This is a genomic window from Microtetraspora sp. AC03309, assembly GCF_020826795.1.
In the GTDB taxonomy this organism is placed as follows: Bacteria; Actinomycetota; Actinomycetes; order Streptosporangiales; family Streptosporangiaceae; genus Microtetraspora; species Microtetraspora glauca.
In genome coordinates this window covers 52303-78836 of sequence record NZ_JADDIL010000041.1, presented here as the reverse complement: position 1 = coordinate 78836, position 26534 = coordinate 52303, and the positions used below count along the sequence as shown (strand labels likewise).

General features: G+C 70.6%; 22 protein-coding genes. 11 read left to right on the top strand and 11 right to left on the bottom strand.

Translation table 11 applies throughout. The annotated features are described in order from the left end of the window. Both prcA and prcB read right to left on the bottom strand, forming a co-directional pair. The coding region (gene prcA / locus IMZ11_RS23950; RefSeq protein WP_228644591.1) for a proteasome subunit alpha at window positions 1–685 on the bottom strand (685 nt) is incomplete at its 3' end. A 28-nt stretch (window positions 686–713) separates the two neighbouring features. Beyond that, complete coding sequence (gene prcB, locus IMZ11_RS23945; RefSeq protein ID WP_228644590.1) at window positions 714–1529, bottom strand: proteasome subunit beta; 816 nt, start codon at window positions 1527–1529, stop codon at window positions 714–716. A gap of 223 nt (window positions 1530–1752) precedes the next feature. Here prcB and IMZ11_RS23940 point away from each other — a divergent pair, with 223 nt between their 5' ends. The 7 genes from IMZ11_RS23940 (at window position 1753) to IMZ11_RS46295 (ending at window position 11782) form a co-directional block, all read left to right on the top strand. Continuing rightward, window positions 1753–3117, top strand: coding sequence for an extracellular solute-binding protein (locus tag IMZ11_RS23940; protein ID WP_228644583.1), 1365 nt, complete (start codon window positions 1753–1755; stop codon window positions 3115–3117). A 69-nt stretch (window positions 3118–3186) separates the two neighbouring features. Further along, window positions 3187–4119, top strand: a complete 933-nt coding sequence (locus IMZ11_RS23935; RefSeq protein ID WP_228644582.1) for a carbohydrate ABC transporter permease — start codon at window positions 3187–3189, stop codon at window positions 4117–4119. After that, window positions 4116–4943, top strand: coding sequence for a carbohydrate ABC transporter permease (locus tag IMZ11_RS23930; protein WP_228644581.1), 828 nt, complete (start codon window positions 4116–4118; stop codon window positions 4941–4943). Before IMZ11_RS23935 ends, IMZ11_RS23930 begins: the two co-directional genes overlap by 4 nt. After that, window positions 4940–6010 carry an ABC transporter ATP-binding protein gene (locus IMZ11_RS23925; RefSeq protein ID WP_228644580.1) on the top strand — a complete coding sequence of 357 codons (1071 nt, stop codon included), beginning with the start codon at window positions 4940–4942 and terminating at the stop codon, window positions 6008–6010. The genes IMZ11_RS23930 and IMZ11_RS23925 overlap by 4 nt, the downstream gene beginning before the upstream one ends. Beyond that, the gene (locus IMZ11_RS23920) at window positions 6007–7236 is read left to right on the top strand and encodes a CehA/McbA family metallohydrolase (RefSeq protein WP_228644579.1); all 1230 of its coding nucleotides are present in this window, start codon (window positions 6007–6009) and stop codon (window positions 7234–7236) included. Before IMZ11_RS23925 ends, IMZ11_RS23920 begins: the two co-directional genes overlap by 4 nt. 226 nt (window positions 7237–7462) lie before the next feature. Next, on the top strand, window positions 7463–8611 hold the full coding sequence (locus IMZ11_RS23915) for a Gfo/Idh/MocA family protein (protein WP_061255674.1): 1149 nt from the start codon (window positions 7463–7465) through the stop codon (window positions 8609–8611). Window positions 8612–8620: 9 nt separating this feature from the next. Continuing rightward, window positions 8621–11782, top strand: coding sequence for an alpha-mannosidase (locus tag IMZ11_RS46295; protein ID WP_308066838.1), 3162 nt, complete (start codon window positions 8621–8623; stop codon window positions 11780–11782). A gap of 94 nt (window positions 11783–11876) precedes the next feature. Here IMZ11_RS46295 and IMZ11_RS23905 read toward each other — a convergent pair whose 3' ends face one another. After that, window positions 11877–12086: a ubiquitin-like protein Pup gene (locus IMZ11_RS23905; RefSeq protein WP_061255672.1), complete on the bottom strand. Its 210-nt coding sequence runs from the start codon at window positions 12084–12086 to the stop codon at window positions 11877–11879. 324 nt (window positions 12087–12410) lie between these two features. On the opposite strand from IMZ11_RS23905, the gene IMZ11_RS23900 reads away from it, so the two are divergent. Next, entirely contained in the window at window positions 12411–13304 is an 894-nt protein-coding gene (locus IMZ11_RS23900) for a serine/threonine-protein kinase (protein WP_308066837.1), read from the top strand. A 45-nt stretch (window positions 13305–13349) separates the two neighbouring features. Here IMZ11_RS23900 and dop read toward each other — a convergent pair whose 3' ends face one another. From dop to IMZ11_RS23880, 4 genes are all read right to left on the bottom strand, one after another. Continuing rightward, on the bottom strand, window positions 13350–14867 hold the full coding sequence (gene dop, locus IMZ11_RS23895) for a depupylase/deamidase Dop (RefSeq protein ID WP_228644589.1): 1518 nt from the start codon (window positions 14865–14867) through the stop codon (window positions 13350–13352). Window positions 14868–14949: 82 nt separating this feature from the next. Continuing rightward, window positions 14950–16137 (bottom strand): acyltransferase, encoded by a 1188-nt coding sequence (locus IMZ11_RS23890; RefSeq protein WP_228644577.1) that lies wholly within the window; start codon window positions 16135–16137, stop codon window positions 14950–14952. 225 nt (window positions 16138–16362) lie between these two features. Further along, window positions 16363–18126, bottom strand: coding sequence for a proteasome ATPase (gene arc / locus IMZ11_RS23885; RefSeq protein ID WP_228644576.1), 1764 nt, complete (start codon window positions 18124–18126; stop codon window positions 16363–16365). Window positions 18127–18331: 205 nt separating this feature from the next. Beyond that, entirely contained in the window at window positions 18332–19195 is an 864-nt protein-coding gene (locus IMZ11_RS23880; protein WP_061255667.1) for a tRNA (adenine-N1)-methyltransferase, read from the bottom strand. A 150-nt stretch (window positions 19196–19345) separates the two neighbouring features. Here IMZ11_RS23880 and IMZ11_RS23875 point away from each other — a divergent pair, with 150 nt between their 5' ends. Next, window positions 19346–20443: a GNAT family N-acetyltransferase gene (locus tag IMZ11_RS23875; RefSeq protein WP_228644575.1), complete on the top strand. Its 1098-nt coding sequence runs from the start codon at window positions 19346–19348 to the stop codon at window positions 20441–20443. Window positions 20444–20473: 30 nt separating this feature from the next. Here the strand turns inward: IMZ11_RS23875 and IMZ11_RS23870 are convergent, their stop codons facing one another. Together IMZ11_RS23870 and IMZ11_RS23865 are read right to left on the bottom strand one after the other, a co-directional pair. Then, a complete protein-coding gene (locus tag IMZ11_RS23870) occupies window positions 20474–21697 on the bottom strand; it encodes an aminotransferase class III-fold pyridoxal phosphate-dependent enzyme (protein ID WP_228644574.1) in 1224 nt (407 codons plus the stop codon). Window positions 21698–21726: 29 nt separating this feature from the next. Then, window positions 21727–22635, bottom strand: coding sequence for a carbohydrate kinase family protein (locus IMZ11_RS23865; protein ID WP_228644573.1), 909 nt, complete (start codon window positions 22633–22635; stop codon window positions 21727–21729). 58 nt (window positions 22636–22693) lie between these two features. On the opposite strand from IMZ11_RS23865, the gene IMZ11_RS23860 reads away from it, so the two are divergent. Further along, a complete protein-coding gene (locus tag IMZ11_RS23860; RefSeq protein ID WP_228644572.1) occupies window positions 22694–23296 on the top strand; it encodes a TetR/AcrR family transcriptional regulator in 603 nt (200 codons plus the stop codon). A gap of 59 nt (window positions 23297–23355) precedes the next feature. Here IMZ11_RS23860 and IMZ11_RS23855 read toward each other — a convergent pair whose 3' ends face one another. Further along, window positions 23356–25029, bottom strand: a complete 1674-nt coding sequence (locus tag IMZ11_RS23855) for an FHA domain-containing protein (protein WP_228644571.1) — start codon at window positions 25027–25029, stop codon at window positions 23356–23358. A gap of 147 nt (window positions 25030–25176) precedes the next feature. Between IMZ11_RS23855 and IMZ11_RS23850 the strand changes: the two genes are divergently transcribed. Next, the gene (locus IMZ11_RS23850) at window positions 25177–25326 is read left to right on the top strand and encodes a hypothetical protein (protein WP_228644570.1); all 150 of its coding nucleotides are present in this window, start codon (window positions 25177–25179) and stop codon (window positions 25324–25326) included. A gap of 64 nt (window positions 25327–25390) precedes the next feature. Here IMZ11_RS23850 and IMZ11_RS23845 read toward each other — a convergent pair whose 3' ends face one another. Continuing rightward, entirely contained in the window at window positions 25391–26521 is a 1131-nt protein-coding gene (locus tag IMZ11_RS23845) for a site-2 protease family protein (RefSeq protein WP_228644569.1), read from the bottom strand. Window positions 26522–26534: the final 13 nt, after the last annotated feature.

Below are 26534 nucleotides of genomic sequence, written 5' to 3'. Positions count from 1 at the left end.
GAGCGGCCTCCTCGATCAGTCGCTGCAGACGGGGGCCGGTGAGCCGGAGGAACTTGCGGTGCTCGCGGTTGCGGTCGAGGACCGCCACTTCGAGCTGGGTGGGGGACGGGCGCTCGCCTCCCGGCTCGGTGAGGGCGAACAGCGCGGCGTCGAGCGCCTGAGCGAGCGGCAGGCCCTCGCTGTAGCGCTCCTTCAGCCGGCTGCCGACCGCCTCGGCCTGGCCGCCGATCACGGCCATGCCCTGCTCATCGAAGACCGAGCCGTCGAAGGTGAGCCGGTAGATCTGGTCCCGCCCGGGGTCCTCGCCGACCTCGGCGACCACGATCTCGACCTCCAGCGACTTGATCGACTCAGTGAAGATCATGCCGAGCTGCTGGGCGTAGAGGTTGGCCAGCCCTCGGCCGGTCACGTCGCTGCGGTTGTAGGTGTAGCCGTTGATGTCGGCGTAGCGGATGCCGGCCAGGCGGAGCGACTCGAACTCGTTGTACCGCCCGACCGCCGCGAAACCGATCCGGTCGTAGATCTCGCTGATCTTGTGCAACGCCTTGGACGGGTTGGGCGCCACGAACAGGATGCCGTCGGCATACTGCATGACGACCACGCTGCGGCCTCGCGCGATGCCCTTCCGCGCATATTCCGCCCTGTCCCGCATGATCTGCTCGGGTGAGGCATATCCAAAGGGCATGGACACCGGTGGTGATCCTCTCTTCGAGTTATCGCAGCGGGGCGGTGGGGCCGTCGGGGTCCGTCATCCGGGCGTCGAGCATGCCATGGACGTACTCAGCGACCTCCTCGTCGGACAGGCGGCGGAAGCCGTCCGCGGTGATCACCGAGACCACCGGCCAGATCTTCCGCGTCACGTCCGGCCCGCCGGTCGCCGAGTCGTCGTCGGCGGCGTCGTAGAGGGCCTGCAGACACGTGAGCACGGTGTCCTCGGGGGTCGCGTTCTCCCGGTAGAGCTTCTTCAGGGAACCACGCGCGAAGATCGAGCCGGAGCCGATCGAGTGGTACTGCCGCTGCTCGTACGGCCCGCCGCCGACGTCGTATCCGAAGATCCGCCCGGCGTCGCGGTCGGGATCGTACGCGGCGAAGAGCGGGACGACCACCAGTCCCTGCATCGCCATCGCGAGATTGCCGCGGATCATGGCGGCCAGGCGGTTGGCCTTGCCCTCGGTGGAGAGCGAGCGGCCCTCCATCTTCTCGTAGTGCTCCAGCTCCACGCGGTAGAGCCGGGCCACCTCGATGCCGGTGCTCGCGGTCCCGGCGATCCCCATGCAGGAGTAGTCGTCGGTGCGGAAGACCTTCTCCATGTCCCGCTGGGAGATCATGTTGCCGGAGGTGGCGCGCCGATCACCGGCCATCACCACGCCTCCGGCGCAGGTCGCGGCCACGATCGTGGTCGCGTGCGGGATCTGGTCTCCGACCGGAGCGGCCAGCGCCTGCGCGCGGGTCGGCAGCAGATCCGGTGCGTGTGCGCCGAGAAACTCGGTGAACGACGAGGACCCCGTGTTCGTGAAGAGGTTGCTCATCCAGGCCTGCTGAGATGCCACGCGACTCCCTCCAAGCGTGCGTTGTTACGAACCGACCCTACTCATGTCGCGGCGCTGGTTGCACTCTTCCCGATCAGCTAAGGGCGAACCGCCCGGAACGCGCGAGCCCTTACCGGCCAGGCAAACTCGTTCTTTACCGCCAAGTCATAACGTGCGAGTGTCGATTTGTCTGTACGTCCTAACCTCGACGGGGAGGTCGTCCATGAAGCCTGCGCTCGTGATCCTGGCGGCAGCCGTACTGGCTCTGGCGGGGTGTGGGACCGACGGTGGATCGGGGGACGGCGCCATCACCCTCGTCATCACCGCGAACGCCATCTCCGGCGGCAAGAACGCCGAGTCCGCCGACTGGACCAAGCAGTGGGTGATCCCGCGCTTCGAGGCCGCGCAGAAGGCGAAGGGGCGGGACGTCCACGTTCTCTTCCAGCCCAGCGGCGTCGACGACGAGCAGTACAAGACGAAGATCGCCTTGGACCTCAAGTCGCGGACCGGCGCGGACGTGATCGACCTGGACGGCATCTGGGTCGGCGAGTTCGCCCAGGCCGGATACGTCAAACCGCTGGCCGAGGTGGCCGGGCCCGAGGCGGACTCCTGGGAGGGCTGGGGGCAGATCCCCACGGCCGTGCAGGGGCTCGGCATCTTCGACGGCAAGCGGTACGCCCTGCCGCAGGGCACGGACGGACGGGTCCTCTACTACAACAGGAAGCTGTTCGAGAAGGCCGGTCTGCCGTCCGACTGGCGGCCGGCGAGCTGGCAGGAGATCCTCGACGCGGGCGCCGCGCTGAAGAGGGCCGGGGTGCCCATCCCGATCCAGGTCGACGCCGGCACGGCCATGGGCGAGGCCACGACCATGCAGGGCGCGCTTCCGCTGCTGGCCGGCGCGGGCGCCGAGATCTACGCGAACGGCAAGTGGACCGGCGCGTCGCAGGCGCTGAAGGATGTGCTGGGCTTCTACCGGCAGATCTACACCACCGGGCTGGGTGATCCGAAGCTGCAGCAGGAGGCGCAGGGCAGGGACAAGTCGTTCGCGCGGTTCGCCGAAGGCAAGATCGGCATCCTGGCGGAGGGCGACTACTTCTGGCGGGCCGTGATCGAGCCCACGGCCGGGGTCGCGCCCATGGCGAACCGGGACGCTGACGTCGGGTACGCCCTGATCCCCGCCGCGCGCCCGGGAGCGGGCATCCGCGGCCAGGACGCCGTCAGCATGTCGGGCGGCGCCGTACGGGTGCTGAATCCGTTCTCGAAGAATCCCAAGCTGGCCTGGGAACTGCTGTCGTTCATGCACTCGGCCGAGGCGACGGCGGCGCAGCTCGCGGGCGCGGCGCGGATCACCTCCCGCACGGATGTGAACGACCAGGTGCTGGGGGTCGATCCGATGCTGAAGTTCGTCTCGGACGAGGTGCTGCCGGTCACGGCGTACCGTCCGCCGCTGGCCGTCTACCCGCAGGTCTCGGTCGCCTTGCAGGAGGCCACCGCCGACGTCGTGTCCGGCACGTCCGTCGACGAGGCGGCCGCGTCGTACCAGCGCAAACTCGAAGCCATCGTCGGTGCCCCCAACGTCGCCCGATGATCCCGCGAAGCGGAGCGAGCGCATGAGCCGCCACAAGGGGCGCCCTGAGCCCGCGAGCGGAGCGAGCGCATGAGCACCGACGCGGCGGGGCTGGGCCGGGGGCGTGCGGTGGGGTTCGTACTGCCCGCCCTGGTGCTGATCGGGGTGTTCCTGGTCTTCCCGGCGCTGTGGACGATCTATCTGGGGCTGACGGACTATCGGCTGACGGGGTTGGAGGCGGCGGAGCCGCGGGTGGTGGGGCTGGACAACTACACCGCGGCGCTGGGCGACGAGCGTTTCCGGGGGTCGTTGTGGTTGACGGCGCAGTACGTGCTGGGTTCGGCGGTGATCGGGCAGGCGGGACTGGGGTTCTCGATCGCCTGGGTGCTGCGGGACCGGCGGGGGCCGGTGAAGCGGGTCACCGAGGGGCTGGTGCTGCTGGCGTGGATCCTGCCGTCGTCGGTCGTGGCGTTCCTGTGGATCGCGTTGCTCGATCGGGACGAGGGCACGTTGAACGCGTTGCTGCATACGCCGGGGCTGGCGTGGCTGCTCGACCATCCGATGCCGTCGATCATCGTCTTCAACGTGTGGCGTGGGACGGCGTTCTCGATGATGCTGTACGGCGCGGCGCTCGCGAACGTGCCGCCCTCCCATCTGGAGACGGCACGCCTGGCGGGGGCGTCCACGTTCCAGCAGCTCAGGGATGTGGTGGTGCCGCGGATCAAGGGGCATGTCCTGACGAACCTGCTGCTGATCAGTCTCTGGACGTTCAATGACTTCTCCGCGTTCCAGATCACGGCCGGGGGGCCCGAGGGTCGTTCGGAGATCCTGCCGATCTACATCTACAACGTGGCGCTGAGCGGGGGGCGCCTCGGTTTCGGAGCGGCGATCTCGTTCCTCGTCCTGATCATCAATCTGGTCCTGGCCTTCGTGTATCTGCGTCTCCTCCGCACCCGCCGCGAGGACGCCCGCGGCCCAGCGAGCGGGGCGGGCCGACGGGCACCGGGCGGAGCGGGCCGATGAACGGCGCGGGACGGCATGCGTTGGGGGTGATCGGCCGGGCGACGTTCCTGGCGCTGGTGCTGGGGTTCTTCGCGCTGCCGTTGCTGTGGCTGGCCACGGCTCCGTTCGACGGCCATCCGGGGATCGCGATGTCGGTGCCGGATTTCACGCTCCGGAACTTCCGGGCGCTGCTCGACAATCCGTACGCCCTGACGTCGTTGCGGAACTCGCTGATCCAGGCGGGGGGAAGCGCGGCGCTGGTCGTGACGCTCGCGGCTCTGGCGGCGTACGCGCTGTCCAGAGTGCGGGTGCCGGGCCGGAACGCGCTGCTGTACGTGCTGCTCCTGCTGTCGTCGGTGGTGACGGGGACGGCGGCGATGGTTCCGCTGTTCGAGCTGGCGACCCGGTTGAACCTGATCGACACTCATCTGGGTGTGGTGCTGACGATGTCCGGCGGGCTGCTGCCCGCGGCGATCTTCATCATGAAGGACTTCATGGACGGCACGCCGACGTCGTACGAGGAGTCGGCGCGGGTGTTCGGCGCGTCGCCGCTGCAGATTCTGCGGCATGTCGTGATCCCGCTGGTACGGCCGGGCCTGGCGACGATCGCGGTGTGGGCGGTGGCCAACGTGTGGGGCGGCTTCCTGCAGCCGTTCATCCTGCTCCGCGACCCGGACAAGGCGCCGGGGGCGGTCATCCTCTACACGCTGTACACGGAGGGCGGCGCGCCGCGGCTCGACCTGATCTCGACGTTCTCGCTGCTCTATTCGCTGCCGGTGGTGGTGATGTACGTGTTCGTCAGCCGCAGGTACGGCTTCCGCTTCCACGGAGGGATCAAGAGGTGATCGTGTTAGGCGGGCTGACCAAGGAGTTCCCCGGCGGGGTGAGGGCGCTCGACGGGCTCGATCTGGAGATCGCCGACGGCGAGTTCTTCGCGTTGCTCGGGCCGTCCGGGTGCGGGAAGACGACGCTGCTGCGGACGATCGCGGGCCTGGAAACCCCTACATCCGGAAATATCGGGATCGGCGGGGTCGACGTGACGTCCGTTCCTCCCGGGCGGCGGGACGTCGCCATGGTGTTCCAGGATTACGCGCTCTTCCCCCACATGGACGTCACGGCCAACATCGCCTACCCGTTGCGGATCAAGAAGGTCCCCCGAGCCCGGCGCGAGGCCAAGGCGGCCGAGACCGCGTCCCTGCTCAGCCTGTCCGACCTACTCGCCCGCCGGCCCGGCCAGCTCTCCGGCGGGCAGCAGCAGCGGGTCGCCCTGGCCCGGGCCGTCGCCTGCCGTCCGAAGGTCTTCCTCTTCGACGAGCCGCTGTCCAACCTCGACGCCCGGCTCCGCCTGGAGGCCCGGACGTTCCTCAAACGACTGCAGCGCGAACTCGCGGTGACCACCGTGTTCGTGACGCACGACCAGGGCGAGGCCCTGGCGCTCGCCGACCGGATCGCGGTCATGTCGGCGGGCCGTTTCATGCAGGTCGGCACCCCGTCGGAGATCTTCCGGAGGCCGGCGAACACGTTCACGGCCTCCTTCATCGGTTCCACGCCCATGAACCTGCTGCCCGGAGTCGCGGGGGACGGCGCTCTGCGGGTCGCCGGGGCGGTCCTCCCCCTGCCCGCCGGCGTCTCCGACGGCCCGATCGTGTACGGCCTGCGGCCCGAATATACGGATCTGTCGCTATCGCCGAGGGATGACGCCTTCGCGGGGAAGGTAGCGGTCGTGGAGAACCTCGGAACGGCCCATCTCGTCACCCTCGAATCCGGAGACCACCTCATCCAGGCCGTCGTCCCCGAAGGGGAGGAGCCCGCCCCGGGCACGGCGGCGTGGGCGGTCCCCCGGCCGGGCCGCGCGCTCGTCTACCGCGACGACCGGCTCGTTTCGCCCCTCCCGGCGGACGGCGCCCGATGACGACGATCAAGGGCGTGTGGACGCTCGCCGACCGGATCTCCGGCCCGGTCCGCGAGGTGCCCGTCGAGCTGCCTCCGGGAACCGCCGCCGTGACGGTCCGGCTCTCCTACGACCGGACCGCCGGAACCCTCGATCTCGGCTGTGCCGGGCCACGCGGCTTCCGGGGCTGGTCGGGCGGGGCGCGGTCGGAGTACACCGTCACCGCGGACTGGGCCACCCCGGGCTACCTTCCCGGTGAAATCGAGCCGGGCGTCTGGCTGGTGCTCGTCGGGCTCTACCGGATCCCCGACGAGGGCCTGCCATACAAGATCACGGTGATCGCGCACCGGCGGCCTCCGGCGGTGCCCCGCGATCATCCGGCCAGAGGCGTGCGGGCGCCGCGCGCGCAACACCGCGAACCGGCCGCCTCCCGGCGCGGCGCGCCCGCGCTCGAGGGGCTGCGCTGGCTCGCCGGCGACCTGCACGCGCACACGACGCACTCCGACGGCTCGCTCGGCGTCCACGAACTGGCCTGCCTCGCCGCCGACTGCGGGCTCGACTTCCTCGCGGTCACCGACCACAACACCGTCAGCCACCACGCGGAACTCTCCTCGGCCTCCGCGCTGGCGGGCATCCTGCTCCTCCCCGGGCAGGAGGTGACCACGGACCTCGGCCACGCCAACGCGTTCGGCGACGTCGGCTGGGTGGACTTCCGCAAGGGGCCGGACGAATGGGCGAAGGCCGTACGGGATCGGGGCGGGGTCCTGTCGATCAACCACCCGGTCGCCGGTGACTGCTCGTGGCGGCATCCGATGGCGCCGGACCGGCCGAGGATCGCCGAGCTGTGGCACTGGAGCTGGTGGGACCGCACCTGGGGCGCCCCGCTCGCCTGGGGACAGGCGTGGGCGGACGACCTCGTCGTGGTCGGCGGCAGCGACTACCACCGGCCGGAGGAAGGGCATCCGCCCGGAGCGCCGACCACCTGGGTGCTCGCCGATCCCGCCGCCGGGACGGCGGGCATCATCGCCGCGCTCGCCGACGGCCGTACCGCCGTGTCCGCCTCCCCGGACGGCCCGCTCCTGCTGCGCCACGGGGACGAGTTCGTCGCGATCGGGGCGGACGGCCTGGTCCTGTGGGGGCCCGAGACCCGTGCCGTCGTCCGGGGCGACCGGGCCGCGTTCCCCGCCAGGCCGGGCGCGCATCGGCTGGAGACGCCGAGGAACGAGGTGATGGCCCTGTGCACGTGACGGCCCTGAACGCGATGACTCCGTACACGACGACTCTGTACACGACGGCCCTGCACGCGACGGCCCTGCACGCGCTGTGCACGTGACGCCCGCCTGTCAGACCGCGGGCCGTGTCGTCGCATGTCGGGGCGCTTCACAGGGAATCTGTACCTGGTCACGAATCGGGGCAGCACGCTCATCCGCGCACGTTTCCGGGTGATCAGGCCCAAAGTGATTGGGGGAAGCCATGAAGGTCGCCATCGTGGGGCTGGGGATCGCCGCGCAGGTGATGTACCTGCCGCTGCTGGCCCGCCGCAGGGACCTCTTCGAGCTCAGCGCCGTCTGCGACCTGGACGACGCCCACGCCGCGAAGATCGGCGGAGAGCTGGGCGTGGCCGCGTTCGACGACCCCATGGCCATGCTCGGGAAGGGCGGCTTCGACGCGCTGATCGTGCTCACCCCGGGGTCGCACGCGCCACTGGTCCGGGCCGCGCTCGACCACGGCCACTGGGTGCTGTGCGAGAAGCCCCTCGCCTACAGCCGGGCCGAGCTGGCCGGGATCCCGGGCGACGCCCGCCTGATGGTGGGATACATGAAGCAGTACGACCCGGCCACCCAGCGGATGGTCGAGGCCCTCCACGAGGCCGGAGGCCCGGAGGCGGTACGGCATCTGGACGTGACCGTGCTGCACCCGTCCACCGAGTCCCAGCTCCTCTTCGCCAAGGCGCGGGCGTCACACCCCACGCCCGAGGCGCTCGCGCCATACCTGGAGGCGGACGAGGAGGCGCTCACGACGGCGCTGGGCGCGGACGCGCCGCCACGACTGCGCCGGCTCTACTCCCAGGTCGTGCTGGGCAGTCTCTGCCACGACCTGTCGTTGATGCGGATGTTCACCGGACCGCCCGGCACCGTGGACCACGTCGCCGTCTGGCCCGGCGACGTCTTCCCTCCCTCGATCGAGGCGAGCGGCGACCTGGCCACCGGCAGGTACGGCCTGCGGTGGCACTACCTGGCGGGATACCCCGCCTACCAGGAGCGGGTGACGATCCACCACGAGCACGGCTCGCTCGAACTCGACTTCCCGTCCCCCTATCTGATGAACACGCCCACGACGCTCACCTCGGTGACCCGTCTCGGGACCACCGAGCGGAAGATCGTCTTCCGGGACGTCGCGGAGGCCTTCGAACGACAGCTCGTCGCCTTCCACCGGTTCGCCACCCAGGACGAACCCCCGCTCACCGGACGGGACGGCGCGCTGAGCGATATCGTCACGGCGCAGCGGATCATCCGGCGCCACGCCGAGTCCGCGGGCCTGCCGATCGGCGGCGAGGCCGCCTCCCCGGCCGCGTCCCCGGACGCCTCGCCCGCCACCGGCCCCCCGGACGCAACCCCCTGAGGAGCACGCGTGCACCCTGAGATCGTCGTCGTCCCGCACACGCACTGGGACCGCGAGTGGTACCTCCCCTTCCACCGGTTCCGCATGGGGCTCGTCCGCATGCTGGACGAGGTCCTCGACATCATGTCGGCCGACCCGCTCTACCGCTTCACCATGGACGGGCAGCTGGCCGCGGTCGAGGACTACCTCGAGATCCGCCCGGAGAGGCGGGACGACGTGAGGAGGTTCGTCGAGGCGGGCACGCTCGCCGTCGGTCCCTGGATGATCCTCGCCGACGAGTTCCTCTGCTCGGGTGAGACGCTGATCCGCAATCTGGAGTACGGCATGCGCGGCGCGGCCGCCCTCGGTGGTGCCATGCGGGTGGGCTACCTGCCGGACCAGTTCGGGCACTGCGCTCAGATGCCGCAGATCCTCTCACTCGCCGGACTCGGCCGCGCGTGCCTGTGGCGCGGGGTGCCCGAGTCGGTGGGCCGGGACGCGTTCGCCTGGACGGGCGCCGACGGCACCACCGTCGTCACCCGCTATCTGCCCGGCGGGTACGGCAACGCGGTCGCCCTGTTCAGCGGCCCGGCCGAAGGGCTAGCCGACCGTGTCTCCGCCTTCGCCGCCTCCATGCGCCCGTGGCGCCCGGACGGTCCCATGCTGGCGATGTACGGCGCGGACCACTCGGCTCCGGCGGCCGAGATCACCGGGCACGGCCTGCGCGTCGCCACCCTCGAGGAGTACCTGGACCTGGCCGGGGTCCCCTCGGACCTGCCGGAGGTCCGCGGCGAACTGCGGTCGCACGCCCGGGCCAACATCCTGCCCGGTGTCGTCTCCGCCCGCGTCCCTCTCAAGCAGGCGATGGCACGCGCGGAGCGCGCCGTCATCCGGTACGCCGAGCCGCTGTCCACGCTCTGGCTGGCCGACCGTACGGCGTCCGCCCGGCTGCTCGACCTGGCGTGGCGGCGGCTGATCGCCTGCTCCGGGCACGACTCCGTCACCGGTTGCGGCGCGGACGAGACCGCCCAGCAGGTCGCCGCGCGGATAGCGGAGGCGGAACAGATCGGCCAGGCGGTGGTGGACCTGGTGAGCGCCACGCTGGCCGCACACGTACCGCGCGGCGCGCTGGTCGTGGTCAACCCGTCGCCGTTCGAGCGGACCGCGCTCGTGCTTGCCGACCTGCCGGAGCACCGCGCCCGGCTGACGGACGCGTCAGGCGGGACCGTGGCGGTCCAGCGACTGGAACACGCCCCCACGCTGCTCGACGAGACGGTCATGGACGACCTCTCCCAGCTCCTCGGCCGGGTCCACGAGCGGGAGCTGTTCGGGCAGGAGATCGTCTCCTGGGAGATCGGGGACGGCGTGTTCACGATCACGGTGAGCAGGCACGCGTCGGGCGGCTACGCCTACGAGGACCTGCGCCGGGCCATCCTCGGAGCCGGTCCGGGACCGTGGCGGGTCCTGACGCTCGCCGAACCGGTCGTCACCGTCGCGGCGCAGGTCACCGTCCCGCCGCTGGGCCGCTCCGTCCTCACCGCCGAACCCGGCGCGGGAGGGCACGTCGCGCTCACCCGCACTCCGGAGGCGGTTGCCGCGCTCGCCGCCCCCGAGGGCACTCTGGACAACGGGCTGCTGCGCGTGACCGTCGCCGAGGACGGCACGCTGTCGTTGCGCGGCCGGGACGGCACGGAAGTGCACGGCGTCGGCCGGATCTCGCACGGCGGAGACATCGGGGACACCTACAACTACGCGCCCCCTCCGGAAGACCGGATCGTGGACCGGCCCGCGTACGTCAAGGTGGAGGAGATCTGCCGCGGGCCGCTCGTGTCCGTGCTGGAGGTCTCCCGCTCGTACGAATGGCCCGCCGACGGCGCGCCGACCGGCTGGGACGGGTCGTCAGAGGACGACGTCCCCCAGGAGGCCACGCCGGGCAAGGGAAACAGCACCGGCACGATGAACGCCCCCAGCACCGTGAACATCGCCGGCACGGTGAACGCCCCCGGCTCAACGAACATTGCCGACACGATCGCCACTTCGGACACGGTGGTCACTTCGGGCACGGTGGTCACTTCGGGCACGGTGGTCACGACGCGGGTGGAGCTGCGCGCGGGCGAGCCGTTCGTCCGGTGCGCGATCGACCTGGACGTGCGGTGCCGCGACCACCGCCTCCGGTGGCACGCGCCGCTCGCCCGCCCGGCGGCCGAGTCGTTCGCGGAGGGCCAGTTCGCGGTCGTACGGCGTGGCGCGACCCCGGAAGACCGTCGTACGAACGGCGGCCACACGGAGGACGGCGCGGCAGCCGGCTCGCGAACCGGCGCCGAGGTCAGCGGGGGCGAGCGGCCGATCCCGACATTCCCCGCAGAGGGGTTCGTTGCGGCCGGCGGCCTGGCGGTGCTGCTCGACCACGTCACCGAATACGAACTGATCCCGGGCGGCCCTGGAGACTCCGGCGGCTCCTATGGCTCCGGGGGCCACGGAGTCGGTGGCTCTGACCCCTCTGGCGGCTCAGGTGGCTTCCGAGTCCCGGGTGGCTCTGATCCCTCCGGCGGCTCTGGAGCGTTGGGTGACTCCGGTCGCTTGAGTGCCGGTGGCTCGGGCGACTCCTCTGGCGGCGTCGATGCCCTGGGCCCGGCGGCCGGGCGGGCCGGAGGCGCGCACGAGCCCGGGGAACTGGCGCTCACGCTGATGAGATCGGTCGGCTACCTGTCGCGGAACCGGAACCCCTATCGGGACGAACCGGCCGGGCCGCAGCTCGCGACGCCGGCCGCCCAGTGCCAGGGGCCGTTCTCGGTGCGGTTCGCGGTCCTGCCGTACGCCGGCGGCTGGGAGGAGGCGGGGCTGGTGCGCCTGGCCGAGGAGTATCGCCATGATCTGCTCGCCGTACCCGGATCCGGGACCGTCACCGCCGCCGGTGACCTGGCCGGGTCGGCGGTGCTCGCGGGGCGGGCACTCACGGTGTCGGGCGACGGCGTGGTGATGGCCGCGCTCCGGGAGAGGGACGGCCGGCTGGAGATGCGCCTGGTCGCCGAGCATCCGGTGGCGACCGAGGCCGTCGTCCACGGAGATTTCACCGCCGCGCGTCTCGCCGACGCGCTCGGCTCTCCCGCCGCCCCGCTCGAGGTCTCAGCGGGCTCGGTACGGCTCCCGCTGCGCCCCTTCGAGATCGTTACCGTTCAGTTGTGGGCCTGACCTGATGAGAAAGGTGCCGGCCCGGACCCTGAGCTCCGCGAACGTCCGCGGCCGGCTCCGGACCCGGGCCTCCCCTCGGCGGCCGTCCCCGGCCTTACTCTCCGCCCTTCTGGACGTATGACCTCACGAACTCCTCCGCGTTCTCCTCGAGGACCTCGTCGATCTCGTCGAGGATGGAGTCGACGTCGTCGGTGAGCTTCTCGTGACGCTCCTGAACATCGGGAGTCGCCTGCGCCTCGGTCTCCTCGACCTCGCTCTCCTGACGGCCCGTCTGCTTCTGGCCGCCGGTGTCCCTCGTCGCCATATGGATACCTCCGCTCGGGGGATGCCTCTACTTCGTATCTTCCCCGAACCGGGCGACAATTCGCGCGGATCGCCCGCGATCTTTCACCCGGCTCCGGAAGGCGGTCCAGATAGCCAACCCTCCGCGCGGCGGGAAAGCAAGTCAGCCACCCCACGCCCTTGTCCCACGGGCTTCCCGGAACCGTCGGCGCGTACCCGCTCCGGGGAGTACGCAGCCAAGATCGTCCCGTAGACCGGATCGTTACCACCGGTGGAGGCGTGCCACGGTCAACGGTGATCCTTTTTGCGACCACAATATGTACCCGGGAGACATAGGGGCCGTGTCATGCCAGGGGGGTGGCTCATGGGAACGGATCACGAATTGCTGGGAGATCGCTACCGGCTGCTCTCCGCCGTTAACCGCGGGCGAGGAGCGGTGATGTGGCACGCGCACGACACGCGACTGCGGCGCAATGTGGCGATCAAGGAGCTGCGGCCGCCGCACCACGACGACGAGCCCGACCTGCAGACCGCGCGCCGCCGGGCACTCCGGGAAGCCCGCTCGGCCGCCCGGCTGAGTCATCCCGCCGTGGTGACCGTGCACGACCTGCTGGAGGCGAACGGCCGCCTGTGGATCGTGACGGAGCTCCTCGAGGGCCTGACCCTGGAGGAGACGATCCGCCATCTCGGGCAGTTGCCGGTGCACTGGTCCGCCTGGGTGGGGTTCCAGCTTCTGGCCGGCGTACGCCACGCGCACGAGACGGGAGTGATCCACGGCGCCATCGAGCCGGCGAACGTCCTGCTGACCGAGGACCGCGTCGTGCTGACCGACTTCGGGATGGCGGCGATCCAGGGCTCCGGCTCGACCACGATCCCCGTCGTCCGTACGGCGGCCTATCTCGCGCCCGAACGGGTGACAGGGGGGCAGCCGACCGTCGCCTCGGACCTCTGGTCCTTCGGCGCGACGCTGTACTGCGCCGTGGAGGGCCGTCCCCCCTACGCGGAGGCGGGATCGCTCACCGAGCTCGAACGGGCGCTGGACGGCGATCCGGAGCCGTCCCACCGGGCGGGCCCGCTCGGCCCCGTGATGGAGGGCCTGCTGCGTCGCGACCCGGACGCGCGGCTGACCGCGAAGGCGGCGGTCTCGCTCCTGGTCGGCGTGCTGCGGCGGCTGGGCATCTCGGCGGCGCCTCCCGGCCGGCGGCCCGAGGTGCCACCGGCCCGCGCCTTTACGACGTAGATTCCGAACAGTCCGTGCCGTCGAACGCTCCGCGAATCGGGGCGCTCACTTGTCGCCGGTCAGGGCCGCCACGAGGGCCGCGGCGGTGCGGCAGCGGTCGAGCAGGTCGCCGACGTGAGCCTTGGTCCCGCGCAGCGGCTCCAAGGTCGGCACCCGCTGCAGGGACTCCCTGCCGGGGATGTCGAAGATCACCGAATCCCACGAGGCCGCCGCGACGGACTCGCTGTACTGGCGCAGGCACCGCCCGCGGAAGTAGGCACGGGTGTCGGTGGGCGGCAGCTCGATCGCGCGCTCCACGTCGTCCTCGGTGACCAGGCGCTGCATGCGGCCACGGGCGACCAGGCGGTTGTAGAGGCCGCGGTCGGGCCGGATGTCGGTGTACTGCAGGTCGACGAGCTGGAGCCGCGGGTGCGACCAGGGCAGGCTGTCTCGGGTGCGGTAGCCCTCGAGCAGTTCGAGCTTGGCGACCCAGTCGAGCTCGCGTGACAGCTGCATCGGATTCTCGGCGAGCCGGGTGAGCACCGACTCCCACCGGTTGAGCACGTCCTTGGTCATGTCGTCGACGCTCGCGCCGTAGCGGTCCTCGACGTACTTGCGGGCCTGCTCGAGGTACTCCATCTGGAGCTGCACGGCGGTCATCTTGCGGCCGTTGCGCAGGGTGATCTCGTACTTGCAGGTCGGGTCGTGCGAGACCGCGCGGAGGGCGGCGACGGGCGACTCGACCGAGAGGTCCACGGTGAGGAACCCGTCCTCGATCATGGCGAGGACCAGCGCCGTGGTCCCTAGCTTCAAATATGTCGAAATTTCCGACATATTGGCGTCGCCGATGATGACGTGGAGCCGGCGGTACTTCTCCGGGTCGGCGTGCGGTTCGTCCCGTGTGTTGATGATCGGCCGCTTGAGCGTGGTCTCCAGGCCGACCTCGACCTCGAAGAAGTCGGCGCGCTGGCTGATCTGGAAGCCCTCACCGCGCGAGTCCTGCCCGATGCCGACCTTGCCCGCGCCGCAGACGACCTGACGCGAGACGAAGAACGGCGTCAGGTGCCGCACGATGTCGGCGAACGGCGTCGCCCGGCGCATGAGGTAGTTCTCGTGGCAGCCGTAGGAGGCGCCCTTGGCGTCGGTGTTGTTCTTGTAGAGCTGGATGGGCGCGTTGCCGGGCATCGCCGAGGCGCGGACGGCGGCGTCGTACATGACCCGCTCCCCCGCCTTGTCCCAGATCACCGCGGCCCGCGGGTTGGTGCACTCGGGCGTGGAGTACTCCGGGTGGGCGTGGTCGACGTAGAGACGCGCGCCGTTGGTCAGGATCACGTTGGCGAGGCCGAGGTCCTCGTCGGTGAGCTGGCTCTGGTCGGCCACCTCCCTGGCGAGATCGAACCCCCTGGCGTCGCGGAGCGGGTTCTCCTCCTCGAAATCCCACCGAGCCCGGCGGGCCCTCGCGGCCGAGGCCGCCAGGTACGCGTTGACGACCTGCGAAGAGGTCACCATCGCGTTCGCCCCGGGCTGCCCGGGTACGGCGATGCCGTACTCGGTCTCGATGCCCATCACCCGCCGTACCGTCATGCGCACCCCGCCTGCTTAAGGCCGTCGTTCCGCCGTTATATCCCCGAGCCTAGCTTCTTCTCTATGCCCGGCTACCAGACAGTTACGGCACAGATGCTTCCTTACTTTGCGTCGCGACGTGTGTCTCCTCCGCGGGAGGGGGCGGCCCGGAACGCCCGCCGCGCAGGCGGATCCGGTCCAGAGACGCTCCCAGGGCCGCCCGCAGCCAGCGCTGCCCCGGCTTGTCGACGAGCCGGTAGACGAGGTACGCCAGCGCGATCGAGACGGCCATGGTGAGGCCGACCAGGGGCCAGCGGCCGACGGAGTCCTTCAGGCCGGGGATGAGCACGGCCGAGACGTTCTGGTGGACCAGGTAGAGCGGGTAGGTCAGCGCGCCGACGGTGGTCAGCGCGCGCCACCGCAGCCAGCGCAGCCAGCCGAGGGACACCGCCGCGATCAGCAGGAAGATCAGCGTGATCGCGATGATCGCGCCCTCGGGGGGAGCCGGGAAGTGCTCGAAGCCGATCATGTCCACCCGTCCCTTGACCCGCTCCGTGGCGGCGAGCAGGCACAGCCCGTACGAGACGGCCACGAAGGCCCACAGCACGAGGGTGGAACCGAACCTGTGGATCAGGTAGAACGCCATGCCCGCGATGAAGTACGGGGCCTGGCGGGGCATGAACAGGAAGGTCAGCACGTCGTTGTGGGTCGCCTCGGCGGCGACCACGAGGATGAGCCAGCCCGTCATGAAGCCCAGGCAGCGCCGCAGTGTGATGCCGAACAGCATGAACAGGCCCACGAGGATGTAGAACCTGAGCTCGACCCACAGCGACCAGAAGACGGCGCCCGCGTGTCCGACGCCCAGACCGCCCTGCAACATCGTCAGGTTGATCAGGTAGTCGCGCAGCGACAGTCCGGGGTCGAAGCCCTTGACCCCGACGAAGGTGTACATCACGAAGAGCGCGATCACGACGAACCAGTACGCGGGGTACAGCCGGGAGACCCGGGAGACCACGAAGTCTCCGATGGAGTGGCCCCACGCGCTCATCAGAATGACGAATCCGCTGATGAGGAAGAACAGTTCGACGCCGAGGATGCCCAGGGTCGTGACCCGGTTGACGCTCGCGAACAGCGCCGTGGGGTAGTCGCCCCAGAGCGACTTGCTGGCCGCCATGTAGTGGAAGGACATCACGGCGAACGCGGCGACGAAGCGCAACGCGTCGAGTTCGACGAGGCGCGGCCCCCTCGTCGCCGGACCCGTGTCGAGACCACGCGAGCGGACATGCGTCACGGGCGCACACCTAGGTAGATCACGCCCCTTTGACGTAACTTTGCCGCTCTTGGTTCCCCGGAATTTCCAGAATTAGCTCATCCACTTCCGAGAAATTCGTACATTTCCGGATAAATGGAGCATCGCTGCACTAATTGCCGCGCGCATGGGAAATAGGAAAAGGCCGGGAGGGGCGATCCCCTCCCGGCCTTCGCACGAGCCGGAGCCGGTCCCCGGAGGTGGTTCCTAGAGGTACTGGCCGGTGTTGGCCACCGTGTCGATCGAACGGCCGGCCTCGGTGCCCTGCTTGCCCTGCACGAGGGTGCGGATGTAGACGATCCGCTCGCCCTTCTTGCCGGAGATGCGGGCCCAGTCGTCGGGGTTGGTGGTGTTGGGCAGGTCCTCGTTCTCGGAGAACTCGTCCACGCAGGCCGCCAGCAGATGCGCGATCCGCAGGCCCTTCTGCTTGGTCTCGAGGAACTCCTTGATGGCCATCTTCTTCGCCCGGTCCACGATGTTCTGGATCATGGCGCCGGAGTTGAAGTCCTTGAAGTACAGGACTTCCTTGTCGCCGTTGGCGTAGGTCACCTCGAGGAAGCGGTTCTCCTCGCTCTCGGTGTACATGCGCTCGACGACCCGCTGGATCATGCCCGCGATCGTGCTCTCCCGGCTGTCGGCGTGCTCGGCGAGATCGTCGGCGTGCAGCGGCAGGTCGCTGATGAGGTACTTGGAGAAGATGTCCCTCGCGGCCTCGGCGTCCGGCCGCTCGATCTTGATCTTGACGTCCAGGCGGCCGGGCCGCAGGATCGCCGGGTCGATCATGTCCTCGCGGTTGGACGCGCCGATGACGATGACGTTCTCCAGGCCCTCGACGCCGTCGATCTCCGAGAGCAGCTGGGGGACGATGGTGTTCTCGACATCGGAGGAGACGCCGGAGCCTCGGGTGCGGAAGATCGAGTCCATCTCGTCGAAGAACACGATCACCGGTGTGCCCTCGGAGGCCTTCTCCCTGGCCCGCTGGAAGACCAGGCGGATGTGCCGCTCGGTCTCACCGACGTACTTGTTGAGCAGCTCGGGACCCTTGATGTTGAGGAAGAAGCTCTTGCCGGACTGGCCGGTCTTCTCCGCGACCTGCTTGGCCAGGGAGTTGGCGACGGCCTTGGCGATGAGCGTCTTGCCGCAACCGGGCGGGCCGTACAGCAGCACGCCCTTGGGCGGGCGGAGCTTGTGCTCCTTGAACAGGTCCGAATAGAGGTAGGGCAGCTCGATCGCGTCCCTGATCTGCTCGATCTGCCGCATGAGGCCGCCGATCTCCTCGTAGGAGATGTCCGGCACCTCCTCCAGCACGAGCTCCTCGACCTCGGACTTGGGGATGCGTTCGTAGACATAGTTGGAACGAGGTTCGAGCAGGAGAGAGTCGCCGGCGCGGACCGGCTGGTCCTTCAGCGAGTCGGCCAGCTTGACCACGCGCTCCTCGTCGGCGTGCGAGATGACCAGCGCGCGGTCGCCGTCCTCCAAGAGCTCCTTCAACATGACGATCTCGCCCACGTCCTCGAAGCCGAGGGCCTCGACGACGTTGAGCGCCTCGTTCAGCATGACCTCCTGGCCACGCCTGAGCGAGTCGACGTCCACGGCGGGGCTGACGTTCACCCGGAGCTTGCGGCCCCCGGTGAACACCTCGATCGTGCCGTCCTCCCTCGTCTCTAGAAAGACGCCGAAACCGGACGGCGGCTGCGCCAGCCGGTCGACCTCCTCCTTGAGGGCGACAATCTGATCCCTGGCCTCCTTGAGGGTGGAGACCAGCCGTTCGTTCTGCCCAGTGAGGGCGGCCACCTGGGCCTGTGCCTCATGGAGACGCTCTTCGATGACTCTGGCCTGCCGGGGGGACTCCGCCAGCTTCCGCCGCAGTGCGGTGATCTCCTCTTGCAGGAAGGAGACCTGTGTTGTGAGGTCGGCGACCTCCCGTTCGCGCTGCGCGGCCCGAGCCTCAGCGTCGTCGCGAGCTGCCACGCCCCGTCACCTCCTTCCCCGTCGAGAACGACTACTCAAGACCCTACCTATCTTGGCGCTGTACGTAACCTGGCCGGGCAGTGTTCGTGTAGTTACATTGGGTGTTCGGTGTTTAGTCCCGAATGGTCCGTTTATTCAGGTGAGCAAGTGGTACTCACCCGAATGTTCCCCATTCAAGCGGCTTTGCCGGTTTGTGGCTGAATCGTCATGCTGATTCGGTCCCCTCTCCGTACGCACCCTTGGCGGGGCGCCTGCGCCTCGGCGGCGGCGTGACGCCGTCCGCCATGCGACGGGCCGTGACCAGGAAACCGGTATGCCCCACCATGCGGTGGTCGGGGCGTACCGCGAGCCCTTCTACATGCCAGTCGCGAACCAAGGTCTCCCACGCATGGGGCTCCGTGAAACTCCCGTGTTCTCTGATGGTCTCGACCGTCCGGGACAGCTGCGTCGTCGTCGCGACATAACAGCAGATCACGCCGCCCGGCGTGAGCGCCTTGGCCGCGGCGTCCACGCACTCCCACGGGGCGAGCATGTCCAGGATCACCCGGTCGACGTCCACCTCGTCGAGCGCGGAGACGAAGTCGCCGACCACCAGGCGCCACTGGTCCATCGGGCCGCCGTAGAACTTCTCCACATTCTTGGTGGCCACCTCGGCGAAGTCGGCGCGCCGCTCGTACGACGTGACGGAGCCCTCGGAGCCGACCGCGCGCAGCAGGAAGCACGTCAGCGCGCCCGATCCGACGCCCGCCTCGACCACGCGGGCCCCGGGGAAGACGTCGGCCATGGCGACGATCTGCGCGGCGTCCTTCGGATAGATCACCGCCGCGCCACGCGGCATGGACACCGCGTAGTCCTGCAACAGGTGCCGGAAGGCGAGATAGGCGGTGCCCCCCGAGGACCGCACCACGGAGCCCTCGGGCTGCCCGATCAGGTCGTCATGCGGGATGGACCCCTTGTGGGTGTGGAAGACGCCACCCTCTTTCAGCGTCACCGTATGCCGCTTGTCCTTCGGATCGGTGAGCTGAACCTGATCTCCGGCCTGGAACGGCCCGTGCCTGCGAAAACCCATGTGGCCAAGGCTATCCGTGTTTGCCCTGTCCCCATCCGCGTCTCGTCCGCGTCCCGGCCGTGCCGCGGGGCCCGGCGCACCTCCGCCCGCACGCCGTCCCGCCGGTTAATCCCTTGTCGCGGAGATCGGTTCGCCTGGTAAAACCACCATATGTTTCCCAATGATGTGGTTCACGCCGGGTCGTACGTACTGCGGCCTCCTGTGGAGGCCGACGCCGACGCGGTGACGCGGGCGTGCGGCGACCCCGAGATCGCCCGGTTCCTCCCGCTCGTCCCCTCGCCCTACACGCGCGAGGACGCCCTGTTCTGGATCAACCGGCTCGTACGGGAGACGTGGGAGGCGGGAGGCGCCGACTACGTCGTCGCCGACTCCGGCACCGGCGAGTTCCTGGGCGTCATCGGGCACAAGCCGCTCGACCGGGAGGGGAACGGCGAGATCGGCTACTGGGTCGCCCCCTGGGCGCGCGGGCGGGGCGTCGCCACCACCGCCACCCGGGCGCTGACCGAGCTGGCCTTCGCCCGGGGAGTTCCCCGGATCGCGCTTCTGGCCGACATCGAGAACGTCGCGAGCCAGCGCGTCGCGTGCGCGGCCGGTTTCCGGCGCGAGGGAGTGTTGCGCGGGGCGCTTCCGACCCGGGACGGCTCGCGCGCCGACACGGCGGCCTTCGCCCGCCTGGCGTCCGACTCCGGCGAGGCGATCCGGCCGTACCTGCCCTTCTTCCCCGGCGGAGAGCTGACCGACGGCGTCGTACGGCTGACGCCCCTCACCCTCGCGGACGCCGGCGACTACCACGCGGTGGCGTCCGTTCCCGACGTCTACGAGCACCACGTCCCGCCGGAGCCGCCGGAGTACGCCGAGTGCGTGGAACGCTGCCGGTACGGCCGCCATCTGTGGCTCGCCGGACACCAGGCCGCAATCGCCATCCGGGACGCCGCCACCGGCGCGTTCGCGGGCGACATCCAGCTCTCGAACCTCATCCCGCCGCTGGACCAGGCGATGACGGGCTACAGCCTGCATCCCGACTTCCGGGGGCGCGGCTTCGTCACCCGCGCCCTGGAACTGCTCGTGGAGTGGGCCTTCACGCACACCTCCCTGCGCCGGATCGTCGCGGGCACGGCACCCGAGAACACGGCCTCACACCGCGTGCTCGAACGCGCCGGGTTCGTCCGCGAGGTGCTCGTCAAGGACTTGCTGCCCGGCCCCGGCGGCACCCGCGTCGACGACATCCAGTGGTCCCGCACCCGCTGACGCGACCCGTGAAGGGCCGGGGCCCGCCGGTCAGTCGGCGCCGAACGTCGCCCTGAGCTTGGCGAAGGCGGCGTCGGTCCCCAGCAAGGCCCGGTCGATCTCGTCGTCGGTGTGCGCCGTCGACAGGAACCAGTTGTGCCAGGGATGGAGGTACACGCCCTCCCCCAGGCACGCGGCCGCCCATCGCATGCCCTTGTCCAGGGTGGCGTCGCCCTCGAAGGACAACCACGGGATCTGCACCGGGCCGGTCTGGTTGATCACGAAGCCGTGGGAGGCCGCCTGCGCGGCGAGGCCCTCCCGCAGCCGGGTCCCCGCGCGCTCGATGAGCGCGGGGCCGTCGGTCTCGCGCAGGATCTCGATCGTGGCCTTGGCCGCCGCCATCGCGGTGGCCGAGAACCAGAAGGATCCGGTGGAGTACAGCGTCTGGGCCGGGCCGCGCAGCGCGTCGGTGCCCGTCACCGCCGCGATCGGGAATCCGTTCGCCATCGCCTTGCTCCACGCGGTCAGGTCGGGCCGCACGCCGAAGGGCTCCCAGGAGCCGCGCAGGTCCAGCCGCCAGCCCGCGCGTACGTCGTCGATCACCAGGGCGGCGCCGATCCGGTCGGCGAGGGCGCGCAGGCCGCGGGCGAAGTCCGCGTCGGCGAACTCCTGGTCCTCGAACGAGTCGTGCTTGAACGGGGTCACCAGGATCGCCGCGATGTCGCCCGCCTCGGCGGCGGCCTCGGCACCGGCCAGGTCGTTGTAGGTGAACTCGATCGTGTCGGCCCGCTGGTTCGGCGTCGTGCCGGACAGGCCGGGCGTGCACCAGGGGTCCGCGCCGTGGTAGGCACCGTGCGCGACCAGGACCTTCGTCCGCCCGGTCGCGGCGCGGGCGACCATGAGGGCCTGTGTGGTCGCGTCGGTGCCGTTCTTGGAGAACATCGCCCAGTCCGCGGACGGGATCAGGTCCACCAGCAGTTCGGCCAGCTCGACCATGACCGGGCCCGGCCCGTTCAGGCAGTCGCCGTACGCCTGCTGGGCCGTGGCGGCGGCCTCGACCCTGGGGTTGCGGTGCCCGACGATCATCGGCCCCCAGCTGCACATCAGGTCGACGTACTCACGGCCGTCGGCGTCCCACTGCCTGGCGCCCTCGCCGCGTACGAAGAACTGCGGGTAGGCGTCGCCGTGCAGGGCGGCGTTGAGGTGGCCGTACATGCCGCCGGGGACGACCTTTGCGGCGCGCTCGCGCAGCGACGCGTCCGAGAAACCGGTCACGGAGATCTCCTTGGTGCTGTCGGGGATGGTCACAGGGCGGCCGGGTCGACGCCGTCCAGGTCGGCGTCGCTGCCCAGCCCTCCGGCGACCCTGGCGGCGACGGCCGTGCCGAGCCGGGCGGCGCCGATGACGTCGCGGCCGCCGAGGAGGCCGGCGATGAAGCCCGCGCAGTACGCGTCGCCGCAGCCGGTGGTGTCGACCACCGGGACGTCGAGCGCGGGGATCCTGGTGTGGCCGTCCGAGGTGGCCACGAGGCTGCCCTCGCCCCCGAGCGTGACGAGCACGCTCGTCACGCCCTCACCGAGCAGGGCCGCGGCGGCCTCCTCGACTCCGTCCGCGCCGGTCAGCATGAGCGCCTGCTCCTCGTTGGGCAGGACGTGATCGACGTGCGGCAGGAAGGTTCTGGCCCCCGTCACGAGGTCCGGCATGTTGGACAGCAGGTCCATGGTGACCACCGTGCCGCCCGCGCGCGCCTCGTCCAGCAGGGCGAAGAACGCGGGATCGTGCAGTCCCCACGTGACGTCCATGCCGCCGAGGTGGAGCACCGACGCCCCGGTGATCCGCTCCTTGTCGAGGTCGGCCAGGGACAGCCCGAGGTTCGCGCCCGGAACGTGGAACGAGGGGCGCCCGCCGTCCGGCCGGATCGGCAGGATGGACGCGGCGGTCTGCTCTCCGGGCTTGCGCACGACTCCGGTGACGTCGACACCGTGCCGCGCCATGATCATGATGAGGAAGTCGCCGAGTTCGTCGTCGCCCACGGCGCCCGCGGACGCCACCGGAACGCCGATCTTGGCCAGATCGACCGCGGTGCCCGCGGCCGCCCCCGCGGCCGTGATACGGATCTGTTCGAGGAGATGGGTGTCCTGGCCCTGCGGGATCGACTCCACCGGGCGGGCCAGCACGTCCACGATGTGGACGCCGAGTGTGACGACGGTCATGCCCGGGATAATAGACGGGCGTCCGACTAAAATGTCAACAGACGAAGGAGGATCCGTCATGCCGAAGATCGTGGACCACGGCGAGCGTCGGGACGAGGTGATGGCGGCCGCCCGGCGGGTCATCCTCCGCGACGGCGTCGAGGGCGCGACCACCCGGGCGATCGCCAAGGAGGCCGGCTACTCCAACGGCGTGCTCACGCACTACTTCGCCGACAAGGACGACATCCTGCTCTCGGCCCTGCGCGACTCCCACCGCCGCATCGCGAACCGGCTGAAGGAGAAGCTCGTCGGCCTCACCGGGCTCGCCGCCCTGCGGGAGGTGCTGCTGGACAACCTCCCGCTGGACGAGGAACGCGCCGGGGAGACCGGCCTCGAAGTGGGTTTCTGGGGGCGCGGCCTGAGCAGCCCCGCGCTCCTCGCACTCCAGCGGGAGGACGCGGCCGAGCTGCGCTATCTCGTGCGCAGTCTGCTCCAGTCCGCCGCCGACGCCGGGGAGATCGCCGCGCCAGAAGACCTCGGCGAGGACCTCGACGACGTGACGGAGCGGCTGCTCGCGCTGGTCGACGGGCTCAGCGCGCACCGGCTCCTCTACCCCGACCGGATCACGCCCGAGCGCCTCGAACGCCTCATCCTCCGCGAGCTGGACCGGCTCGCCTCATAGGGAGTTCCGGCCGGCCGCGGCGCGGCCGAGGGGGCCCGTGTTCCGGGCCCCCGCGGAGGTCACGCTGTACGGTGCGGCTCGTAGCGCATGGTGCGGGAGACCCCGATCCGCACGGTCGTGCCCGGGGCGATGGCGACGACCTCGTTCGGCGGGATGTCGTAGAAGTTCGGGTCGCCGGGCGGCTGGATCTGCGTTCCGTTGACCGAGCCGAGGTCGACCAGCGTGACGTCCCATCCGTCCAGCGCGATGCGCAGGTGACGCCGGGAGACCGAACCGTCGGGGCTGGTCACCCGGGCCGGCCTCGCCTCGCCCGACTGCGCCTCCGGCGCACGCTCGGGATCACGCCCCAGCACGTAGTCGGCGTCGAGGCCCAGCGTGACGCCGTCGTCGAGCAGCAGCACGCCGAGCGACGGCCGCGTCCCCTTGTACGGCACGAGCACGTGCGCGGGGATGGGCACGCCGCACACCGCGCAGAACTGGGCGCGCGGGTCGTTGAAGTGGTCGTTCTTGCAGTCGACCCCGTAGACCATGGGCAGCGGGCCGTCGGCCGGCGCGGAGTCGAGCTGGGTGGACTCCCCCTGCTCCTCGTCGGAAGCGGGCGACGGGGAGCTCATGAACGGCTCGAACGGCCCGGCGTCGCGCGCGGGCGGCGCGTCGTCGTTCTCGTGGGCGCCGGGCTGCTCCGGTTCCGGCTGCGGCCCCGTGGCGAAGCCCGGGACCGGATCGGCCATCGGGCCGAAGATCGGTCCTGACGGCGGGCCGGAGACCGGATCCGGCCCGGACAAGGGCGGCGCGGGATAGGGGAACGAGTCCGCGGGCGGCGCGGGATAGGGGAACGAGTCCGCGGGCGGCGCGGGGTACGGGACCTGCTCCGCGGGCGGCCCGGAGTAGGGAAGCGGCTCCATCGGCGGCGCGGGGTACGGCAGCGGCTCCATCGGCGGCCCGGGGTACGGCAGCGGCTCCATGGGCGGCCCGGGGTACGGCAGCGGCTCCATGGGCGGCCCGGGCAGCGGCGGCAGGGCGAACGGCCCCGAGTCGCGCTCAGGCTCGACCCGCGGGAAGGGCGGAGGAGGGACCTGGCCCGGCTCCCTGTGCGGCTCTCCCGGCGAGAACGGCGGCTCCATGGTGCCGAACGGAGAGGGCGGCGGCACGACGGGCTCGCGCGCGGCGATCGGCTCCATCGGCAGGACCGGCGGCCCCGGCATCGGCTGCCGGTGCGGCGGCGGCGGAGGGAACGCGGTCCCGCCCGCCTCGGTGAGGTCGTGAACCACGCCCGCGCCGGCGACCACGCCTCCGTCGAGCCGCGAGTAGGGGCTGGAGGGGCCGGCGCCGGGCAGTCGCAGCTCGATCCGCGTCACGGGGCCTCGGACGAGGCGGTCGGTCCAGGTGAGGGCGTCACGCCCGGAAAGACGGACGTCGCCGTCGGGCCCACCGCTCACGGTGGCCTCCGCGGCGCCGCTGACCAGGACCGCGACACCGCCCGCGGTCTGCCCGGCTATCGCGCACGCGACCGGCTCGCCCGTGGTCCGGTCCATCGTCCCGGCCAGGACCTGGGCGACCCGGCGGGCCAGCGCCCGGCCGTCCCCGCCCGAGGCCGCGGTCTCGCGCAGCGCCGCGAGCAGATCCTCGACCGCCTGATCCGCGGCCGCGCAGACCACCAGCAGGCCGTTCAGATGGGCGACGACGCCCTCTCCCGGCAGCGGGCGGACCACCCCCACGCCCTGTTCCGTCACAGAACTCTCCCTTTCCGGAAACCCCACCAGATGAACGGCACCGGCATCGGCGCGCTCACCCGGACATCCGTCCGCGGCGAGCGGGCCCGGAACGCGACCGTAGGCGACACCAGGTCGATCACCCCAGAACGTAGCAAAAAGAATGGCATGCGGCCTTCTGGAGACCGCGCGCCCCCGGAGATCTCCGGCCGGGCCGCCGCCCGGTCCGCTCCCGTACGCGCCGCCACGGTCACGGCGCCGGACGGCTCGCGGGTCGGTACGCCGACGCTCAGGGGGCTGGCCACTACACGCTCCTGATCAGTTTGACCAGAACACTAGCCCCAGAGGCCCTCACTAGACGAGTGGGAAGAGGGTCAGATCATCAGACCCCGGAGAACACCCGGTTCACGTCCGCGGTGACGAGCACGCCGTAGATCTCGCCGCCCCGCTCGACCAGGAGGTACTCCCCCGACGGGGTGCCGCGCATGGCGTCGAGCAGCGCTTCTCCCTCGAGATCCGCGCCGAGCACCAGGGACGGCTCCAGGGTGCGGGCGAGGGCTCCGACGTTCACCCACGGCCTGCGCTGCTCGGGGGTGGCGTTCACCGCGGCGTCGTTGACGATGGCGACCGGGTGGCTGTCGTGGTCCACCACGACCATCGCCCCGGCGCCTGCGTCCCTCGCCCGGCGCAGCGCCTCCGACAGGGGCACCTCCGCGGTCACCGGGAGCGCTCTGCGGGCCAGGGCGCGTGCTCGCAGGTGGGGAAGGCGGGCCCGGACCCGGGCCACCCGCAGGGACTGCGTGGCGCCCATCCAGATGAACGACGCCAGGATGACCGACCAGATCATCAGGGGCACGTCGATGTCCTGCCCGGTCATCACCGACGTGAGGAGCGGCCACGCGATCATCACCACGGCGAGCCCGCGGCCGACCCAGGCGGCGGCGAGGGTGCCGTTCACGGGGCTCTTCGTGATCTTCCACACACCGGCGCGCAGGATGCGGCCGCCGTCGAGCGGGAGGCCGGGCACCAGGTTGAAGACGCCGACGATCAGGTTCGCCCCGGTGAGCTGGAAGACCAGCACGTAGGCGAGCCCCTCACTCGGCATCACGAAGGTGAGCAGCAGGTAACCCACGGCGCCGAGACCGAGCGAGAGCGCCGGACCCGCCGCGGCGACGAAGAACTCGCGGCCGGGGGTGTCCGGCTCGCGCTCGATCTCCGAGACGCCGCCGAGCATGTAGAGCACGATCCTGCGTACGGGATAGCCGTAGTGCTTGGCGACCACGCAGTGGGCCAGCTCGTGCGCGAGCACCGAAAGATAGAGGAGCACCGCGAAGACCAGGGCCACCGCGTACGTGGCGGGCGGTCCGAACCCCGGAAGGGACCCCGCGAACCACGGTTCCGCGGTCCAGGTGATGAAGACGGCCACGATCAGCCAGGTGGGCGAGACGTAGACCGGGATGCCGAACGGCCGTCCCATTCGCAGTCCGGGGGAGCCATTCACAGGGGTACTCATGGTGGTCGTCTTC

What these genes read in the sequence shown, in the direction of transcription:
- dop (WP_228644589.1), bottom strand. Translation starts at nt 14,867, where the DNA reads ATGACGGTACGGCGGGTGATGGGCATCGAGACCGAGTACGGCATCGCC.
- IMZ11_RS23940 (WP_228644583.1), top strand. Translation starts at nt 1,753, where the DNA reads ATGAAGCCTGCGCTCGTGATCCTGGCGGCAGCCGTACTGGCTCTGGCG.
- IMZ11_RS23930 (WP_228644581.1), top strand. Translation starts at nt 4,116, where the DNA reads ATGAACGGCGCGGGACGGCATGCGTTGGGGGTGATCGGCCGGGCGACG.
- IMZ11_RS23900 (WP_308066837.1), top strand. Translation starts at nt 12,411, where the DNA reads ATGCCAGGGGGGTGGCTCATGGGAACGGATCACGAATTGCTGGGAGAT.
- IMZ11_RS23920 (WP_228644579.1), top strand. Translation starts at nt 6,007, where the DNA reads ATGACGACGATCAAGGGCGTGTGGACGCTCGCCGACCGGATCTCCGGC.
- IMZ11_RS23875 (WP_228644575.1), top strand. Translation starts at nt 19,346, where the DNA reads ATGTTTCCCAATGATGTGGTTCACGCCGGGTCGTACGTACTGCGGCCT.
- IMZ11_RS23880 (WP_061255667.1), bottom strand. Translation starts at nt 19,195, where the DNA reads ATGGGTTTTCGCAGGCACGGGCCGTTCCAGGCCGGAGATCAGGTTCAG.
- IMZ11_RS23845 (WP_228644569.1), bottom strand. Translation starts at nt 26,521, where the DNA reads ATGAGTACCCCTGTGAATGGCTCCCCCGGACTGCGAATGGGACGGCCG.
- prcB (WP_228644590.1), bottom strand. Translation starts at nt 1,529, where the DNA reads ATGAGCAACCTCTTCACGAACACGGGGTCCTCGTCGTTCACCGAGTTT.
- IMZ11_RS23935 (WP_228644582.1), top strand. Translation starts at nt 3,187, where the DNA reads ATGAGCACCGACGCGGCGGGGCTGGGCCGGGGGCGTGCGGTGGGGTTC.
- IMZ11_RS23860 (WP_228644572.1), top strand. Translation starts at nt 22,694, where the DNA reads ATGCCGAAGATCGTGGACCACGGCGAGCGTCGGGACGAGGTGATGGCG.
- IMZ11_RS23850 (WP_228644570.1), top strand. Translation starts at nt 25,177, where the DNA reads ATGCGGCCTTCTGGAGACCGCGCGCCCCCGGAGATCTCCGGCCGGGCC.
- IMZ11_RS23905 (WP_061255672.1), bottom strand. Translation starts at nt 12,086, where the DNA reads ATGGCGACGAGGGACACCGGCGGCCAGAAGCAGACGGGCCGTCAGGAG.
- IMZ11_RS23865 (WP_228644573.1), bottom strand. Translation starts at nt 22,635, where the DNA reads ATGACCGTCGTCACACTCGGCGTCCACATCGTGGACGTGCTGGCCCGC.
- IMZ11_RS23915 (WP_061255674.1), top strand. Translation starts at nt 7,463, where the DNA reads ATGAAGGTCGCCATCGTGGGGCTGGGGATCGCCGCGCAGGTGATGTAC.